This window comes from Mycetocola lacteus (assembly GCF_003667575.1).
In the GTDB taxonomy this organism is placed as follows: domain Bacteria; phylum Actinomycetota; class Actinomycetes; order Actinomycetales; family Microbacteriaceae; genus Mycetocola; species Mycetocola lacteus.
This window is the reverse complement of sequence record NZ_RCUY01000002.1, coordinates 701,213-718,336: the sequence shown is the minus strand read 5'-3', so window position 1 is coordinate 718,336 and position 17,124 is coordinate 701,213. Positions and strand designations below refer to the sequence as shown.

Genomic DNA, 17,124 nt, shown 5'->3' with positions numbered 1-17,124 from the left:
GGGGGGGGGGGGGGGGGGGGGGGGGGGGGGGGGGGGGTCGATCGGACCTGAGCTTGGTGGCAAGGCGGCAAGGGGGCAAGGATGCAAAGGAGCAAGGAAGCAAAGGAGCAAGGAAGCAAAGGAGCAAGGAAGCAAAGGAGCAAGGAAGCAAAGGAGCAAAGGAGCAAAGTTTGAGTGCCGCGTCTCTGACAGGCCAGCCGATGGTGCCTGGACGAATCGCGCAGCGTTTGCGTTTGATTGGGAGCAGCGCCAAGCGGCCGGAGTGGAGGAGATACGAGACCGAGAGTTCGGGTGTGAGGGACACTCACGATCCTCGGTGTCGCCTCGTGAGCAAGTCTCATCTATGCTCGTGATCCGGCCGAGGTCAGGCCGACCTGGCATCACACGGTCCAAGTGGCAGGGCGGGGCTTGGCTAGTCGTGGCTGTGCACTGCTTCTCGTTACAGACACAGCGTAGGAGCTGGGTGATGTAGGTAGGCAATGTTCCGTCGACGCCGTCGAGTGCGTAGGGTCCACGAACAGGTGCGAGACGACGGGTCGTTATGCCGGGCCCTGGCCGCGGTCGGTTCGGGATACGTGGTTGTTGCCACTCACAGGCCTGTCGGATCGATTTGTTGTCGTCGGGAGCGTGCGTTCGTCGGGTAGGGTCACTCCCCCACCTGGATGTACCGCTAGCTGCGGATGGACATCATGTTTCACGTGAAACATAGTGGAATCACGTAGAGGGCGCCTGTTGGGGGGTGAGGGTAAACCTCGGGCAAAATTTTTGTGCCGAAATTACGGGCATTCTGTCGGGGGGGTGAGCATGTCTCGGTTCGGAGTGAGCTCGGCAGGAGCACACGGCCCACAGATCAACGCCGGACGCGCCCGCAACCTACTCTCGTATCGCTGTATCGCCGTATAGTGGGGCGATCGCGACGATCGCTCGCGCGTATCAATCGACGCCGGGTGCAGTGGGTGCCAGGTGTCGGCACGCGTCAGCACGGGGCAGATGTTTCACGTGAAACTTTTTTGTGACGAGTGTGGCTCGGCGGCACGTGGGTACGGAAGTCTGCCCGAAGATGCCCGGTTGGCGTGCGCGATCCTATGAGTCAATGTGCGTCGGCACGCGGAAATCGACACCCCAAATGTCGGCTGGGCGCGATACGGTTAAGAGGACACAGATCGGAGCCCGTTTCACGTGAAACAGTCACAGCCTGACCGCGAGGTCACCGGCGAAACCGCCACCCCAGACGCAGGAACGCCTCTCGCGCGCGAGATTGCGGATCTGAGTAAGCGTCGCCGTGTAATCGGCCAGTTCCCCGTGCCGCTCCCCCGCGAGACCCGAGTGCTTGCGGTATCCAACCAGAAGGGTGGGGTGGGAAAGACCACCACCACCGTCAACCTTGCCGCGGCACTCGCTAAGGCCGGGGCGCGAGTGCTGGTTATCGATCTGGACCCGCAGGGCAATGCGTCCACCGCGCTCGGAGTCGAGCACACGGCCGAAACCCCCAGTATCTACGACGTTCTGATCGACGGGTTCGCCCTGAGCGATGTTGTGATGCCGAGCCCGGAGTTTCCCAACAACCTCTTCTGTGCACCCTCAACGATCCACCTGGCCGGCGCGGAAATCGAACTAGTCACCCAGGATCGTCGCGAGCACCTGCTGCGCACAGCCGTGGACTCACTCCTGGAGGAGGCCGCGGGGCAGTACCACTATGTCTTCATTGACTGCCCGCCCTCCCTCGGCCTCCTGACCATTAACGCGTTTGTGGCCGCTCGCGAGGTCCTCATCCCGATTCAGTGCGAGTACTACGCGCTCGAGGGCCTGAGCCAGCTCCTGAGCAGCATCCAGCTCATCGGTGAGCACCTCAACCCGGGCCTTCGGCTCTCGACCATTCTGTTGACAATGTTTGATGGGCGAACCAACCTGTCGAATCAGGTCGCCGAGGACGTTCGCACCCACTTCCCCGACCAGGTGCTGCACACGGTCATCCCACGTACGGTGCGTATTTCAGAGGCACCGAGCTTCGGGCAGACGGTCATCAGCTATGACCCGAGCTCCCTCGGCGCGGTTTCCTACCTCGAAGCAGCCGCGGAGATCGCCGTGTGGGGTCGTAAGTTTGAACAGCGTCAGTCGACCATCCGAAAGGACGCCTAATAATGGCAACAAAACGCACGGGGCTTGGCCGCGGAATCGGCGCGCTGATTCCGACCAGTGATAACCCCACGGCTTCCCGACCGGTCGACGTCTTCTTCCCCGCCACCGAACAGCCGGCGGGGAAAAACTCGGGCGCAAAAGCCGCCACCGATGCCGAACCGCAGCTGGTTTCGGTACCGGGGGCGCGTCTTATCGACATTAATCCCGCCGATGTCATCCCCAACGCGGTCCAGCCGCGCACCTACTTCGAGCCGGAGGCCCTGGCCGAACTGGTCGTCAGTATCCGCGAGGTGGGAGTGCTTCAGCCCATCGTGGTACGCACGCATCCCACCCAGGCTGGCAAGTACGAGCTGATTATGGGTGAGCGGCGGCTGCGGGCAAGCCGCGAGGTGGGCCTTGAGCGGATCCCCGCGGTGGTCAAGGAGACCGCCGATGAGGACATGCTGCGCGACGCTCTGCTGGAAAACCTGCACCGCTCGCAGCTGAACCCGTTGGAAGAGGCTTCCGCCTACCAGCAGCTCCTCAGCGACTTCGGCATCACCCAGGAGCAGCTGGCCGAACGAATCGGACGCTCACGCCCGCAGATCAGTAACACCCTGCGCCTCCTGAAGCTCCCTGCTTCGGTGCAGAAGAAGGTTGCTGCCGGTGTGCTGAGTGCAGGACACGCACGTGCGATTCTCTCGGTCAACGACCTGGAGAAAATGCATCACCTGGCGGACAAGATCATCAACGAGGACCTGTCCGTGCGCGCGGCAGAGTCCGCCGCTACCAAGTCCGCTCCCCCGCGCTCCAGCAAGCCCGTAGCGGGCAATAAGCGTGGATACCTGGACGAGGTAGCCGAAACCCTTGCAGACCGCCTCAACACCCGCGTGAAGGTCACCCTGGGTGCTCGTAAGGGCTCGGTCACCATCGACTTCGCCACCGTGGGTGACCTAAACCGGATCCTCCGAGAGCTCGGTCAGAGCATCGACCCCGCTTAGGTCCGCACACCACGTACCGAGTTAAACACAAAAACCCCGGATAATCCGGGGTTTTTGTGTTTGTGCTTGGCTTAGAGGAAAGCGGCCAGGTCTGCCTCGAGGGCTGCCTTGGGCTTGGCTCCGATGATGGTCTTTGCAACCTCACCGGCCTTGAAGACCTTCATCGCGGGGATCGAGGTGATCTGGAACTGCGCAGCCAGCTGCGGGTTCTCGTCCACGTTGACCTTGACGATGTCGAGCTTGTCGGTGTTCTCGGCGGCGATCTGGTCGAGGATCGGCGAGACCATGCGGCACGGGCCACACCACTCGGCCCAGAAATCAACCAGAACCGGCTTCTCGGAGTCGAGAACCTCGGCCTGGAACGTTGCTTCGGATACTGCACGTGCACTCATGATGTACTCCTTATGTTCTTAGTTAGCGGGTGCGAGATCGATGCCTGCGGGGTCCTGTACGCCGCTCTCCCGCGCTGCGAGATAGTGTTCGGCATCCAGGGCTGCCACGACACCGGAAGCAGCCGCAGTGGCCGCCTGACGGTAGGTGGGGTCAATCACATCACCCGCGGCGAAGACGCCGGCGACGTTGGTCTTGGACGAGCGACCCGAGACGGCGATGGTGCCCTCCTCGGTCAGATCCAGCTTGCCGTGCACCAGGTGGGTGCGCGGGTCGTTACCGATCGCGACAAACAGACCGTCCAGGGCGAGCTCGCGCTCCTCCCCCGTGACGGTGTCGGTCAGGGTGACGCCGCTCAGGGCGTTTTCGCCGCTGATGCCGGTGACCTCGGCGTTCCAGATGAACTCGATCTTCTCGTTCGCGTGGGCGCGCTCCTGCATGATCTTCGAGGCACGCAGGGTGTCACGGCGGTGGATCACGTAGACCTTGCTGGCGAACTTGGTCAGGAAGGTGGCCTCCTCCATGGCGGAGTCTCCACCACCCACGACGGCGATGGTCTTTTCCTTGAAGAAGAAACCGTCGCAGGTTGCGCACCAGGAGATGCCGCGGCCGGACAGACGCTCCTCATCGGCCAGACCGATCTTGCGGTAGGCGCTACCGGTGGCGAAGATCACCGACTCGGCCTCAAACTCACCCGAGTAGCCGGTGACCACGCGCTTGATGTCGCCGGACAGATCCAGCTCGGTGACATCGTCCAGCAGGACCTCGGTGCCGAACTTCTCGGCCTGCTCCTGCATCTTGGCCATGAGCTCGGGGCCCTGGATACCCTCCGGGAAACCGGGGAAGTTCTCGACCTCGGTTGTGTTCATGAGCTCGCCACCGGCCTGAACGCTCGAGGCGATCAGGAGCGGATTGAGGTTCGCACGCGCCGCGTAGATGGCGGCGGTGTAGCCGGCCGGGCCGGATCCGATAATGATGACGTTACGCAATTAGACTCCCTTGAGAATGTCCTGTTGGAGGGTAGAACACATTGTACGTGGCATGCATTCCCGAGGGAGATGGACGCCCAAAAAACAGCGTGAGAACCGGCTAGGCCCGGCGCAGACGGCGAACAATCTTGGCAAACGGTGCCGTGATCGTGGCCAGTTCGCGGGCGCGCAGTATCCAGAGGAACAGCAGATAAACACCGCCGGTGACGCCGCTGGCGATGATCATCGAAATGATCGCGGTGATCGGGCTGCTAAAGGCCCAGCCGCCGGTGTTCATGCCCCCCATCAGAAGCATGCTCACCACGCCGACGATGGTCGCCGGGATCGCCGAGAACGTGAAGATTGCCATGCTGTTGACGATCTGCTGGACGTCCAGACCTCGCAGGCGGCGGCGCAGCAGGAAGAACGCCACGAATGCCTGAGCGGTCCCGGCAATGCTGGTGGCCAGGGCAACACCAAAGCCGATCACCGACTTATCCAGCAGCAGACATCCGGCCGCCAAAACGCTGAAGAGGACGGCCTGGAACACGGTAAAGAAGAACGGGGTTCGGGTGTCCCCCAGCGCGTAGAACGTGCGCTGCAGCACAAACAGGAAGCAGAACGGCACGAGACCAACCACAAACGCGATGATCACAAAACCGATGCCGATGGCCTGGCTCGGGGAACCGGTGAACAGGAATCCGAACGGGAAGGCGACGGTGAATAAGATGGCGGCCGACGCGACGATCATGAGGCTCACGTTGCGCAGCGCCGCCGACACATCGAGTTTGAGCTTGTCGTAGTCCAGGGCGCGAGCATGCTCGGCCATCCGGGTGAAGTACGCGGTGGTCAGCGAGACGGCCAGCACCGAGTGCGGCAGCATAAAGATCAGCCAGGCGTTCTGCAGCGCAAAGATCGAGGGGTTATCCGGACCCGAAGCCGCCGAGACCACGCGGGACTGGACGATGCCCGCCGCGGTGGTCACCATGATCATCGCAAACGACCACCCGGCGAGCTTGCCGGTCTCGGCCAGTCCCACCCCGCGCCAGGCGAAGTCGGGGCGGAAGCGCAGGCCGAGCACCTTCCAGTAGCGGAACAGGATCAGGGCCTGGGCGGCAACTCCGAGGGTTGCGCTGCCGGCGAGGACCGCAACCATCATCGGGGACCATTCGGAGGCCGTGCGCAGCCCCTGTGAGTCGGCACCAAACATGCCGATGAACACAAAGAGTCCGGCGATCGCGACCACGTTGTTCAGCGCCGGCGACCAGGTGAACGGCCCAAAAATCTTGTGGGCGTTGAGGATCTCCCCAAGCATCGAGTACAGACCGTAGAAGAACAGCTGTGGCAGACACCACAGGGCAAACACGGTGGCCAGGGCTGCCTGTTCGGGACCGTAGCTCGAGGCCCAGAGCTTAATGAGCAGCGGCGCTGCGGCCATCGCGACCAGGGTGGTTGCGGCGAGCACGCTGAGCGTGATCGTGAGCAGCTTGTTGATATAGGCGGCGCCACGGTCGGCGTGCACCGTGGCCTTCACGATCTGCGGGACCAGGATGGCCGAAAGCACACCGCCGGCGATGATTGTGAAGATTGTGTTGGGCAGGATGTTCGCGGTTGCGAAGGCGTCACCGCTGACACCCACCTGGCCGATGGTGCGGGCGATCAGAATCGCCTTGATGAATCCCAGCACACGGGACACCATGGTGCCGGAAGCGAGGAAGGCGCTTGCGCGACCGATCCCCGCGATGGAAGCGGGTTTAGCCATGTGTGGGGGCCTTTTCGGGGAGTGAATCGGGGCCGGCATCCGGGTCGGCCTGAGTGTCTGAGCGTGTCGCAGCGTCTGGGTCGGCGCCCACATTCGAGGCAGGCTCAGCATCCGCGGCAGCCTGCGCATCAGGATCTGACTGCGCATCCTGGGCCGAATCGCTGGTTTCGATTGTGGGTGCGGGGTCTACCGCACCGCGGCGCCGCTTGCGAATGGTGCGGAACAGCCCACCGGCCAGCAGCAGGAACACCAGGCTCCCCAGCGCAACCGAGCCAATGATCTCCCAGTCGGCCCGCACGTTGACGCGCACCGAGCTGGCCGCCCCCAGTTGTGTTCCGTCGGGCGCGTGCAGACTCAGTGAGAGGGTGCTCTGCCCGTTACCGATGCGCGCGCGCACCGGCACCGTGAACTTTTCGGTGGCAAACGGCTTGATTTCGCGGGTCACCGAGGAGTCGATAGCCAGACGCAGGTTGTCGGATTCCACGTCCAGGGTGACCTTGACCGTATAGGGCAGATCATTGCGCACCGAGAATCCTAGGTTTGACTGCCAACTCACCATGTTGAACTGAGTGGTGGGGGCCAGCGTGATGCCGCCCAGGGTCGCGGTGGTTTGCTCATCGTGTTCGGTCACCGCGCCATTCCAGGCGGATCCCTGGTCGCGCCAGGCCACGGCAAAGAGCGAGAGTAGCTGCGCCCGCTCGCGTCCGGTAAGCAGGGCCGGATCCTCGAGGGCACCGGCAAACCGGTTGAGGTCCTGTTCGCGCTGCAGAAGGAGTTTTGCGGCCTTTACCCGCTCGCCCGGGACCGAGTGTTCCGCGAGGGTTCCCTCGACCGCGGGCTGGGCGCGGAGGGTGTCCAGCGAGACGATGTGGGTTTCGGGAATGGTCGAAAGCTGGGCGATTGCCGCGTCGAGATTGACGGCGGTATCCGCCCATCCGCGCGGAAGCGTCACCAGGTATGAACGCTGATCGGCCCCGCGCTCGGTGGCCAACGCGGCAAAGGCCGCGCGAATGTGCGTGAGATCGGCGCCGGGCTGACCGTCCAATCCCGGGTGAACCAGATCCTGAATCAGCTTGGTAAGCGTCGGCTCGGCCGCGAGTACGTCGTTGCCGTCCACCGTGCGATGCGCGCCGGGGGTCGAGGCCTTTTCCGGTTCGAGCGCCGAGCCATCGAGCAGCGTGGTGTGCCCACCGGAGGCGGTGATGACCTTCAGATCGGCGGCTTTGACCGAGTCGGATCCGGGCCATACGATCCCCTGTTCGGAGGCGGGCCATGCGGTGAGCTGGTCAAGGGTGGGGAGGTCGGACGTCTCGGGCGTCGAACTCGAACCCTGCGTGGAATCGTGTGGGGGTGGGAAATTTGCCGGGAGCAATCCGTAAGACAGAGAGGTCGGTGCGAGCAGGGCCTCGGCTCCGGCCTGGGCCTGCAGGGCGGCGTCTGCATCGGCGTATTGCAGGACAAAACTGGGGTTCGAGGCGTTCTGTAACCGATTAAGCCAGTTAGTGGCAGATTCCGGGGCCGTGGTGCCCAGGCTGCGAATCGAGGCCAGAATCATCGGGTCAATAGCCAGGGTCACCGGACGATCCAGCGCGGCGTCCAATTCACGACTCAGGATGCCTCCCGGCGCCGTCCACTCGGTCAGTGATTCCACCGGAATCAGGCCCGCGCTACTGGGCGGCGCGGTGATCGGCACGGCAATGGCCAAGCCGCCTGTGGTGGCTCCGGTGCCGGGATCAAACAGGACGCTGGTGCGAGCCTCGGAAATCTCCGGGCCGGTCACGTAGTAGGCGCGAACGGCGTAATTTCCATAAACGGAATGTAGTTCCAACTGCTCCGCCGTCAGTGTGACGGGGTCGGTGGTGAAGCTCTCCCCCGGTGCCAACGCAGGCACCGAAACCGAGGCCAGCGCGTAGGGTAAACGCACATCAATCGAGCGGTCAAACCAGCCGGTGAACTGTTCCAGCGTGGACAGCGGGAGTGGCCCGGAGCTGAGCGTCGCCTTGCCCGCCGCCAGGGCAGAATCGGTGGAATTGGTGATCGTGGTGGTGAAGGTGATCGTTCCATCCGGCGCGATCGTCGGAGAGGACTGGGTAAGCGAAACCGCGGCGCCCTCGGTGGGAGCCGCGGCGGGTTCCTGTTTCACGGTAATGCTTGTGGGGGGCGCGGCCGGGATCGTCACGGCCTGCGCGGCCAGCGGCGCACTCAGCACACCCATGGCCGTCAGTGCGGCGATGAGTGCGGTGCGCGTGCGCTTCAGGGGGCGAAATCGTGTCATAGGCAGTCTCAGGCGTGCCACAGGGCGCACGACATAACAATTGATTCTACGGGCTGAGGCTGAGCATCGGCGGTGCGCCGCACCGCCGGGAACCCGGGCCTCGCCGGGGCATAGCGGGGTGCCGATACACCGTGACCCGGGGACAAAATGCTCATGCGGCGTCGAGGCGGCCGAGCATGCTCCACACGGTACGGGCCAGTTCGGGGTGAATCAGGCCGATTTCACGCAGAATTTCGCGCTCCACTCGGTCGGCATCGGCGGCGTGCAGTGCGGCCTCGGGGCGGGAACTCGCCCCCGCCATGCGCGCAAGGATGTACTGGGCGGTGAGCCCACGGTCGTCGATCTCGGAATTGCGCAGCTCGGTGACCACCAGCTCGTCAATGGTGGGAAGGGTGGGGATAAAGTCGTGCGGGTCCTCGCCGGCGCGTGCGTGCGCCTCGATCAGCACCGCGCGCTCGAGAGTGGCGTCGCGGCGTAGCCTGATCAGGTCGTTGGCGGTGGTTCGCATGAGTGCTCCTTTAGCGGATGTCCCCGAACAAGGGTACGCAATGATCGGGCCGCGTGCGGCACGATAGCCTGATTAGATGGAACTCCCAGAAGTTTGTGTGTGTTATTTGATCCGTTCCACGCCACGCGGGGATGAGGTTCTGCTGGGGGAAAAGCGCCGCGGACTCGGCCAGGGGCGGGTGGTTGCACCCGGTGGAAAACTCGAGCCGGGCGAAACCCCGACCCGGGCGATTGTGCGCGAGGTGCTCGAGGAGGTGGGCCTGGTTGTGGCGCCGGAAGACCTCCGTGCTCATGGCTACATCGACTATCGCTTCCCGTCCCGAACCGAGTGGAGTCAGCGTTCCTGGGTGTTTAGCGCGCGCGATCACCGGGGTGAGCCGATCGCCACGGCCGAGCTGGACGCCCGATGGGTCCCGGTTGAAGAGGTTCCCTTCGACCTCATGTGGGACGACGCACGATACTGGCTGCCCGGTGTTTTGGCGGGTGAGTCGGTGGCCGTGGACTTTGATTTTGCACCCGATAACGCCACTGCAGTCCTCGTCAAGCGCTAACTTCTCAGTACGGTTACCACAACTCTTGTAGCGACACCGGTCAAGCAGGTTAGCGCCCCGGTGGTTTCGTTCGCCGCCGGAAATGGCGTTGAATGGGTGGGTGACTCTCCAGCAAAATCCAGCACTCATCGACGCCCTGCGCGCCGACCTTCTCCGCGCCGACTACCGCACCGCGAGCCTGCTCGCGCTCTGGGGTGAGGATGCCGATGCCGCCCTCGTTCGCGGTAACACCCTGCCGATCCAGCGGCTGCTGATCGCCCGCGACGACGACCCCAGCGACCCGACGTTTGCCCGTGTGATTTGCGCGCGACTGTTTGTGCTGGGTCAGTCCTGCACCGCCGCGGAGGTCGAGAGCGCGTTCCCCGAAACCGGCGTGGCCGGTCTCGAGGCGCTCGCGCTGGTGCGGGTTGAGGTCGGGGTGGTGCGTGCCCAGCTTGAGCTGCGGCCCTATGCCTTTACCGACGGCGCCGAGTCGGTTGACTGGTGGCTCGCCGCCGACCTGGGTGAACTCATCGTGGGTGGTGCGCTGCGCGCGGACCATGTGGTGGGCGTCGGCGGTGCGAGCCGCACCCTGGCCGGGTTGATCATCCCCGAGCCGATCTCGCTGGCTCTGGATCTCGGAACCGGATGCGGCATTCAGGCGCTCCACCTGGCCCGTCACGCCGAACGCGTGATCGCGACGGACATTTCCCAGCGTGCGCTCGATATCGCTCAATTCAATGCCGACCTCAATCAGGCGCAGGGCATCGAATTCCGCCTGGGGAATATGTTTGAACCGGTAGCCGAAGAACGCTTTGACCGGATTGTGTCGAACCCGCCGTTTGTGATTACTCCGCGCGACGCCGGTGCTCCCGAGTATGAGTACCGTGACGGGGGACGCGAGGGAGACGATATCGTGCGCGAGATGATCGAGACGGCGCCGCGCTTTCTTGTCCCCGGCGGGATTGTGCAGATGCTGGGGAACTGGGAGTATCGCGCCGACGAGGATGCATTTGATCGGATTCGCGGCTGGTTAGATGCCGACGTGGATGCCTGGGTGCTTGAGCGTGAGCGCCAGGATCCGGTGCGCTACGCGGAAACCTGGATTCGCGACGGAGGCACCCGCCCCGGTGATCCCGAGTTTGAGCGCCTGTGCGGGGCCTGGCTGGATGACTTCGATCGCCGAGCCACCACCGGCATTGGCTTCGGCTATGTACTGCTTCGCCGCGGCGACCAGGGACTGGCACCCTGGCGACGCTTCGAGCGTGTGGCCAGCCGGGTATCCGGTGCCCTGGGAGCACACGTCGGTCAGGTGCTTGCGGCTCGTGACTGGCAGGCTGCCCGCGACGACGCGGCACTGGGCGCCGAGGCTCTCCGGGTGAGCGGGGACGTGACCGAGGAGCGACACTACTGGCCGGGTAATGAGGATCCCTCCGTCATGACCCTGCATCAGGGTGCCGGATTTGGTCGCACCGTGGACCTGGACACCGGACTTGCGGCGATCGTGGGGGCGAGCGATGGAACCCTGGAGGTGGGTGTGCTCGTGGCGGCGATCGCTCAGCTCCTGGAGGTGGATGAGGCGGCCCTCGGGGCCGAGCTGCTCCCCCGTCTGCGCGAACTGCTGGATGAGGGATTCCTGGTCCCGGAGGAATTCGCGGCCCCAGCCTCGGCCTAGAAAACAGTAACGGACCCGTAACCTCTGAGTGGGGTTACGGGCCCGTTGTGTTGATGCTAGGCGACGATGGCCAGCGCGAAGGGCAGCACCGCGGTGGCACCGGCCCGACGCAGCGCGAGGGCGCTGACCGTGAGGGTCCACCGACTGTCGACCCGATCATCCACCAGTAGGATCGGGCCGGGCCCAACCTGCGCGAGGTGTGCCATGAGGTCGGGTCCCACGGTGAAACCGTCCCAGACCCCGGCCAGGCGATAGCCGCTGTTGCCGCCGGCGCTGCCGCGCGGGCCACCGTTCACGAGCTCAAGCGAACCCAGATACGGTAGCTTGCCGGCACCCGCGAGGCCGCGCGCCACAGAGTCCACTAGCTGCGGATGCGAGCGCGAGGGGACCGACACCACGGCGACCGGTCGCGCGCTCCACCCCCAGGTGGCCAGCACACGAATCGCGGCGCCGAGCAGTGCCGGGCTGGCCGACGCATCCGGGGTGCCCGGGGCGAAAATCTCGCGGAGGGTCCCGCCCCAGCCGAGGTCGGTGAGTCGGGCGATCGCGCGCCCGGGTTCGGCGCGCAGGGCCTCGGGAATCTTGCCACGCACGGCGGCGCCGTCCAGGGTGATGCCCAGGCGGTCGGCGCCGGTGGGCCACTGACGGCGCGGCTCGATCTCGACCGACACCCGATCCAGAGAACCGGCGGCTTCGGTGGCCGCCTGCTCGCTGATCGAGGAGGGATACCAGGCGGTGGTGCACCGGTCACAGCGACCGCAGGGCGCCGCGGTATCGTCGTCCAGGTCGCGTTGCAGGGTCGCCATCCGGCACTCGGTAGTGCGCTGATACTCGATCATCGACGCCTCCTCGTCCAGGCGGGCCCGCGCGATCCGGGCGTAGCGGTCGGCATCGTAGGTCCAGGGCTGGCCGGTCCCGACCCAGCCGCCGGTCACCCGGTGCACGGCGCCGTCCACGTCCAGGACCTTGAGCAGCAGCTCCAGCGGGGTGCGTCGGATATTCACCCGAGCCTCCAGCGCGGGGGTGGAAATCGGATCGGAGCCGAGCGCTTCCAGGACCGCGCGGGCCCGCTCCTCATCCGGCATCGAGGCGGTCGCGAAGTAGCGCCAGATCTCGCGGTCCTCGCTTCCGGGCAGCAACAGTACATCGGCGCGGTCCGTTCCGCGACCGGCACGACCCACCTGCTGGTAGTAGGCCACCGGGGAGGACGGGGCGCCGAGGTGCACCACAAATCCCAGGTCGGGCTTGTCGAAGCCCATCCCCAGCGCGCTGGTGGCCACCAGGGCCTTGAGCTCGTTGTTCTTGAGCATCAGCTCGGACTCGGCACGCTCATCGGTGTCGGTCCGGCCGGTGTAGGCGCGCACATTGTGCCCGGCATCGCGCAGCAGCCGGGCGGTATCCTCGGCCGCCGAGACGGTCAGCGCGTAGATGATGCCACTGCCCTGGAGATCCCCCAGATGACTGAGCAGCCAGCCCAAGCGGGCACGTGAGTCCGGCAGCTCCAGGACGCCGAGGCGCAGCGAGGCACGCGCCAGCGACCCGCGGATCGTGACCACGCCACCCGCATCCACGGCCAGCTGCTCCTCGATGTCGGTGACCACGCGGGCGTTGGCCGTGGCCGTGGTGGCCAAAACGGGCAGGTTGGCCGGCAGGGCACGAATCAGCTCGGCGATCCGGCGATAGTCGGGACGGAAGTCGTGACCCCAGTCGGAGATACAGTGGGCCTCATCGATCACCAGCAGGCCGATCCGCCCCATCAGGGCGGGCAGCTGTTCGTCGCGGAAGCGCGGGTTGTTCAGTCGCTCGGGCGAGACCAGCAGGACGTCGACCTCGTCATTTGCCAGGGCCTGGCGGGCATCGTCCCACTCGTGCGCATTGGCCGAGTTGATCGCGACCGCGCGCACCCCGGCCCGGGCGGCCGCCGCCACCTGATCGCGCATCAGCGAGAGCAGCGGCGAAACCAGCAGCGTGGGTCCGGCGCCGCGGCGACGCAGCAGCAGGGTCGCGATGAAGTAGACGGCAGACTTGCCCCAACCGGTACGCTGCACCACCAACGCGCGGCGCCGCGCATCGACCAGGGTGCTGATGGCCTCAAACTGGCCCTCGTGAAAGTGGGCATCCGGAACGCCGGTCAAATCGGCGAGGATGGCGCGGGCTTCGGCTTCGATCGGGCTCGTGGACATGCCCCCAGTCTTGCAGCAACCCCCGTCCCCAACGCAGAAACCGCGCCGGGGCACGGGGCCACGGCGCGGTTTCTGCGTTGGGGACTGCGGGTTATTTCGGGGCGCGCAGACTGCGCACCAGCGACGGCACTGTGGCATCCGGGAGGAACGCGCGACCCAGGCCCAGTCCGATCCGTGCGAGGTCTCCCTCGTCGCGGTAGAGCAGGTAGACCGGCTCGTAGCGCGGGTTGAACTTGCGCTTGAACGCGTGCAGCGAGCGGAATCCATAGAGCGGCTCGATGGCTTCTCCCAGCCCACTCAGGAGGTTGTCGATGATGTTGCCGCCACGCTGACCCAGGTGGGCCAGCGGCGCACCGGAAAGGGACGCGATCATCGCACCCTCGGCGGAGAATTCCTGGGCCGAACGACCGATCAGATACTCCATCACCGGACCAAACCCACCCTCGCGGCGCCGCATCAGGTCGAGGGTCCAGCCGTGAATAGTGCCGTTTTCGCCGTACACCGGAAGCCAGCTCAGGAACCCATCAATCTCCCCCTCGGCGTTATAGGCCAGGGCCAGGCGGACCGAGGGATCCAGCGCCTCATCGACACCACCCAGGGTGAAGCCCATCTCGGGCAGGCCCTTATCCCCGAGCCAGGCTTCGGAGATCTGACGCACCTGCTGCTGAACCTTGCGCGGCTCCTCGGACAGGTGCGTCAGGCGGAAGGTCACGCCCTCGCGGTCGGCCTTGTTGAGTGAGGTCCGCACCGAGTTCCAGCGCTTGCCGGTAAAGGCCAGGCCGGGCAGATCGATGATCGTGTCCTCGGCGACCTGAAGGGAACGCCAGGTGGGCAGCGATTCGGTGCGCAGGGCCTCACTGGCGACAAAGAAGCAGGGCACAAACCCGGCCTTCTCGGCCGAGGCGATGAACTGACGGGCGGTCTCGGTGCGTTCGGCGACCGGTCCGATCGGGTCGGACAGCGCGATCGCGGTCTTGGCATGCACCTGATAGGTGACAAAGCCGCGGCCGGTCGGGCTGAAGTAGTGTCGGTTTCCGGGCCAGGTAGTCATCCAGGACAGGGTCCCGCCGCCGCTCTCGCGCAGAACCTCGCGGACGCTGCGCTCATTGCCGCCGCCACCACCGGGCAGGCGGCGACGGAACGGCACGGTGAAGGCGCCGTGGGCCACCAGAAGGTAGATGAAGAAGATCAGCCACAGCACGCCGTCGGCGATCGTCACGTTGGTGCTACTGGCGTAGGCGCGAATGTCTTCGAGCTCGGGAATGCTGGTCTGCACGATCAGGAAGAAGGACAGGCCGGCCAGGATGTTGATCAGCGAGAGGCCGAGGGCCAGCACCCATGCCAGGCGGCGGCCGGTGCGAAGCCCGTTGGCCAGCACCAGGATGATCAGCGCGTTCACGACCGCGTGGCCCCAGGAACCCTCAAGCAGCGAGGTGTCGCCGAAGGGCCCGTGGGTGCGCACCACGGTGAGGATCAGCTGGATCGCGCCGAGGCCCAGGATGGTGACAAACGTGGTGAAGCGACGCTCATGAATACTGGGGGCGCGCTTGCGGCGGCGGGTGCCCATCGCCAGCACGATGATGATTGCCGCGGCGTTGAGTAGCGCGGGCAGAATGCCCAGGAACAGGACGCCGATCGCGGCCACATAGATGAGGATCATCCGGCCCCGGCTGCGCCAGGGATCGGGCAGGCTGTTGATGGTCGCGGTCAGCGCGGCAAAGAGTCCGGGCATCATGCCCACGGTCACCGTGGTGGCCAGATTATCGGCCCACTCCCAGCCCAGATCGGAGAAGATTGAGAGGAAGAGTGCGCTGGTGAGCACCGCCGCCAGCTGGCCGAAAATGAAGTACCCGGCGGCCACACCGGAGCCGCGACGCAGCTCCAGGCGGATCAGCGAGAACGGCACCAGAATCAGGAACCACACGTACATTGCCGGGTGGGCCGCCCAGAACATTCCGGTGATCAGGGTCCACCAGTGTCCGGCATCGAATGCGGGCACACCGTAGGCCACCAGGTGGAACCAGTGGCGGTGACGCAAGGGATCCCAGAGGGCACCGGTGGTGGCCCCCAGGAACAGCACGACGGCGATCAGACCGAAGCTGAAGGGCAGCCGGCGAACGGTCTCAAACCAGCGGCGCGGGTGCCACCGGGATGCCGGCGTCGCCGGGGCGGATTGTTCGACGGTCGTCATGAGACCCCTTCGCAAGACAACATAGGTCTCAAAACTCTACGGGTATTACCAGGGGAAACACCGTGAACAACACCCTCCTGTGCTGTATTAACACTCCACCACGTTCACGGCCAGGCCGCCCAGCGAGGTCTCCTTGTACTTGCTGCTCATGTCATTTCCGGTGTCACGCATGGTGAGGATCACCTGATCGAGGGATACCCGATGGGTGCCGTCACCCCACAGTGCCATCTTGGCCGCGTTGACCGCCTTGGCGGCGCCGATCGCATTGCGTTCGATACACGGGATCTGCACCAGCCCGCCCACCGGGTCGCAGGTGAGTCCGAGGTTGTGCTCCATCGCGATCTCCGCCGCGTTGGCGACCTGGGCGGGGGTTCCACCGAGAATTTCGGCGAGGGCGGCCGCGGCCATCGAGGAGGCCGAGCCCACCTCCCCCTGGCAGCCCAGCTCGGCGCCGGAGATCGCCGCCATCTCCTTATAGAGCACCCCGATTGCCGCGGCGGTGAGCAGGAACCGTTCGGTGATGTCATCACGCAGGGCCACCAGCTCGGGGCTCGCCTCGGTGCCGCCGTCGGGGTTCATCAGCGCCCGAACGCTCGGGGCGTAGTGGACCGCATAAAACAGGACCGCCGGGATGATGCCCGCGGCACCGTTGGTCGGGGCCGTGACCACCCGTCCCCCGGAGGCGTTTTCCTCATTGACCGCGAGGGCCACCAGATTGACCCACTCCTGCCAGTACAGCGGATCGCGGTGCGGATCCAACGCGCGTAAACGCTCATGCCAGGCGGGCGCGCGGCGCTTCACGTCGAGCCCGCCGGGGAGCACGCCGGTGCGGGCGATGGCCGAGTCGGCGCACTGGTTCATCACGTCACGGATGTGGAGCAGGCCCGAGCGCAGGCCCGCGGCATCGGTTGTGGCGAGCTCGTTGTGGCGCATGACCTCGGAGATGCTGATGCCCCGTTCGGCGCAGTGTTCGAGAAGGCGCGCGGCGCTGCTGAAGGGCAGCGGGATCGGCTGGACATCGAGGACAGCCTCGGGGAGGGCGCCGTCGCGGGTGATGAAGCCGCCGCCGATCGAATAGAAGGTTTCGGTGGCGAGTTCGACCCCGGCCGCATCCAGGGCACTCAGCCGCATCGCGTTGGTGTGCCGGGGCAGCACGGTGAGCGGGTGGAGGATCATATCGTCCTCCCCCAGGGTGATCGCGCGCTCGCCGCCCAGGAGCAGCGGTGCCCCGGCGGCGATGCCGGCCAGGGTCTCGGTGACGGTGTCGGGTCCGATGGTTTCCGGATCAAACCCCGAGAGGCCCAACAGGATCGCGCCCTGGGTGCCGTGTCCGCGTCCGGTGGCCGCGAGCGAGCCGTACAGGTGAACGTTTAGCTCGGCGACGCTGCCCAGCAGATTGTGATCACGCAGTTCGGTGGCAAAAATATTTGCGGCCCGCATCGGGCCGACGGTGTGTGAACTCGAGGGTCCGATTCCGATCGAAAACAGATCAAAAACGCCAACACTCATGGGAACTCCTTTGAT

Annotated in this window: 12 protein-coding genes; 4 read left to right on the top strand and 8 right to left on the bottom strand. The window is 65.3% G+C overall.

Translation table 11 applies throughout. The annotated features are described in order from the left end of the window. Nucleotides 1-1,179 precede the first annotated feature (1,179 nt). Together D9V34_RS05335 and D9V34_RS05330 are read left to right on the top strand one after the other, a co-directional pair. Complete coding sequence (locus D9V34_RS05335) at nt 1,180-2,139, top strand: ParA family protein (protein WP_121687807.1); 960 nt, start codon at nt 1,180-1,182, stop codon at nt 2,137-2,139. 2 nt (nt 2,140-2,141) lie between these two features. Further along, a complete protein-coding gene (locus D9V34_RS05330) occupies nt 2,142-3,119 on the top strand; it encodes a ParB/RepB/Spo0J family partition protein (RefSeq protein ID WP_121687806.1) in 978 nt (325 codons plus the stop codon). A 71-nt stretch (nt 3,120-3,190) separates the two neighbouring features. Here the strand turns inward: D9V34_RS05330 and trxA are convergent, their stop codons facing one another. From trxA to D9V34_RS05300, 5 genes are all read right to left on the bottom strand, one after another. Continuing rightward, nucleotides 3,191-3,511 carry a thioredoxin gene (trxA, locus tag D9V34_RS05325; protein ID WP_030147585.1) on the bottom strand — a complete coding sequence of 107 codons (321 nt, stop codon included), beginning with the start codon at nt 3,509-3,511 and terminating at the stop codon, nt 3,191-3,193. Nucleotides 3,512-3,529: 18 nt separating this feature from the next. Further along, nucleotides 3,530-4,498, bottom strand: coding sequence for a thioredoxin-disulfide reductase (gene trxB / locus D9V34_RS05320; protein WP_030147586.1), 969 nt, complete (start codon nt 4,496-4,498; stop codon nt 3,530-3,532). 100 nt (nt 4,499-4,598) lie between these two features. After that, the gene (gene murJ, locus D9V34_RS05315; RefSeq protein WP_183091856.1) at nt 4,599-6,239 is read right to left on the bottom strand and encodes a murein biosynthesis integral membrane protein MurJ; all 1,641 of its coding nucleotides are present in this window, start codon (nt 6,237-6,239) and stop codon (nt 4,599-4,601) included. Then, nucleotides 6,232-8,514, bottom strand: coding sequence for a DUF6049 family protein (locus D9V34_RS05310; protein ID WP_183091855.1), 2,283 nt, complete (start codon nt 8,512-8,514; stop codon nt 6,232-6,234). The genes murJ and D9V34_RS05310 overlap by 8 nt, the downstream gene beginning before the upstream one ends. 151 nt (nt 8,515-8,665) lie before the next feature. Continuing rightward, nucleotides 8,666-9,022, bottom strand: a complete 357-nt coding sequence (locus D9V34_RS05300; protein ID WP_121687803.1) for a hypothetical protein — start codon at nt 9,020-9,022, stop codon at nt 8,666-8,668. A 76-nt stretch (nt 9,023-9,098) separates the two neighbouring features. Between D9V34_RS05300 and D9V34_RS05295 the strand changes: the two genes are divergently transcribed. Further along, nucleotides 9,099-9,572 carry an 8-oxo-dGTP diphosphatase gene (locus D9V34_RS05295; RefSeq protein WP_121687802.1) on the top strand — a complete coding sequence of 158 codons (474 nt, stop codon included), beginning with the start codon at nt 9,099-9,101 and terminating at the stop codon, nt 9,570-9,572. A gap of 100 nt (nt 9,573-9,672) precedes the next feature. Beyond that, nucleotides 9,673-11,226 carry a DUF7059 domain-containing protein gene (locus D9V34_RS05290; RefSeq protein ID WP_245991916.1) on the top strand — a complete coding sequence of 518 codons (1,554 nt, stop codon included), beginning with the start codon at nt 9,673-9,675 and terminating at the stop codon, nt 11,224-11,226. Between the two features lie 56 nt (nt 11,227-11,282). Here the strand turns inward: D9V34_RS05290 and D9V34_RS05285 are convergent, their stop codons facing one another. The 3 genes from D9V34_RS05285 to D9V34_RS05275 all read right to left on the bottom strand — a co-directional run bounded on the left by D9V34_RS05285 (nt 11,283) and on the right by D9V34_RS05275 (nt 17,109). Next, entirely contained in the window at nt 11,283-13,409 is a 2,127-nt protein-coding gene (locus D9V34_RS05285) for a RecQ family ATP-dependent DNA helicase (protein WP_121687800.1), read from the bottom strand. A 91-nt stretch (nt 13,410-13,500) separates the two neighbouring features. Continuing rightward, nucleotides 13,501-15,600, bottom strand: coding sequence for a bifunctional lysylphosphatidylglycerol flippase/synthetase MprF (locus D9V34_RS05280; RefSeq protein WP_121687799.1), 2,100 nt, complete (start codon nt 15,598-15,600; stop codon nt 13,501-13,503). Nucleotides 15,601-15,687: 87 nt separating this feature from the next. Continuing rightward, the gene (locus tag D9V34_RS05275; protein ID WP_121687798.1) at nt 15,688-17,109 is read right to left on the bottom strand and encodes an L-serine ammonia-lyase; all 1,422 of its coding nucleotides are present in this window, start codon (nt 17,107-17,109) and stop codon (nt 15,688-15,690) included. Nucleotides 17,110-17,124: the final 15 nt, after the last annotated feature.

Coding starts and splice junctions, on each gene's coding strand:
- D9V34_RS05330 (WP_121687806.1), top strand. CDS start 2,142: ATGGCAACAAAACGCACGGGGCTTGGCCGCGGAATCGGCGCGCTGATT.
- trxA (WP_030147585.1), bottom strand. CDS start 3,511: ATGAGTGCACGTGCAGTATCCGAAGCAACGTTCCAGGCCGAGGTTCTC.
- murJ (WP_183091856.1), bottom strand. CDS start 6,239: ATGGCTAAACCCGCTTCCATCGCGGGGATCGGTCGCGCAAGCGCCTTC.
- D9V34_RS05310 (WP_183091855.1), bottom strand. CDS start 8,514: ATGACACGATTTCGCCCCCTGAAGCGCACGCGCACCGCACTCATCGCC.
- D9V34_RS05300 (WP_121687803.1), bottom strand. CDS start 9,022: ATGCGAACCACCGCCAACGACCTGATCAGGCTACGCCGCGACGCCACT.
- D9V34_RS05295 (WP_121687802.1), top strand. CDS start 9,099: ATGGAACTCCCAGAAGTTTGTGTGTGTTATTTGATCCGTTCCACGCCA.
- D9V34_RS05285 (WP_121687800.1), bottom strand. CDS start 13,409: ATGTCCACGAGCCCGATCGAAGCCGAAGCCCGCGCCATCCTCGCCGAT.
- D9V34_RS05280 (WP_121687799.1), bottom strand. CDS start 15,600: ATGACGACCGTCGAACAATCCGCCCCGGCGACGCCGGCATCCCGGTGG.
- D9V34_RS05275 (WP_121687798.1), bottom strand. CDS start 17,109: ATGAGTGTTGGCGTTTTTGATCTGTTTTCGATCGGAATCGGACCCTCG.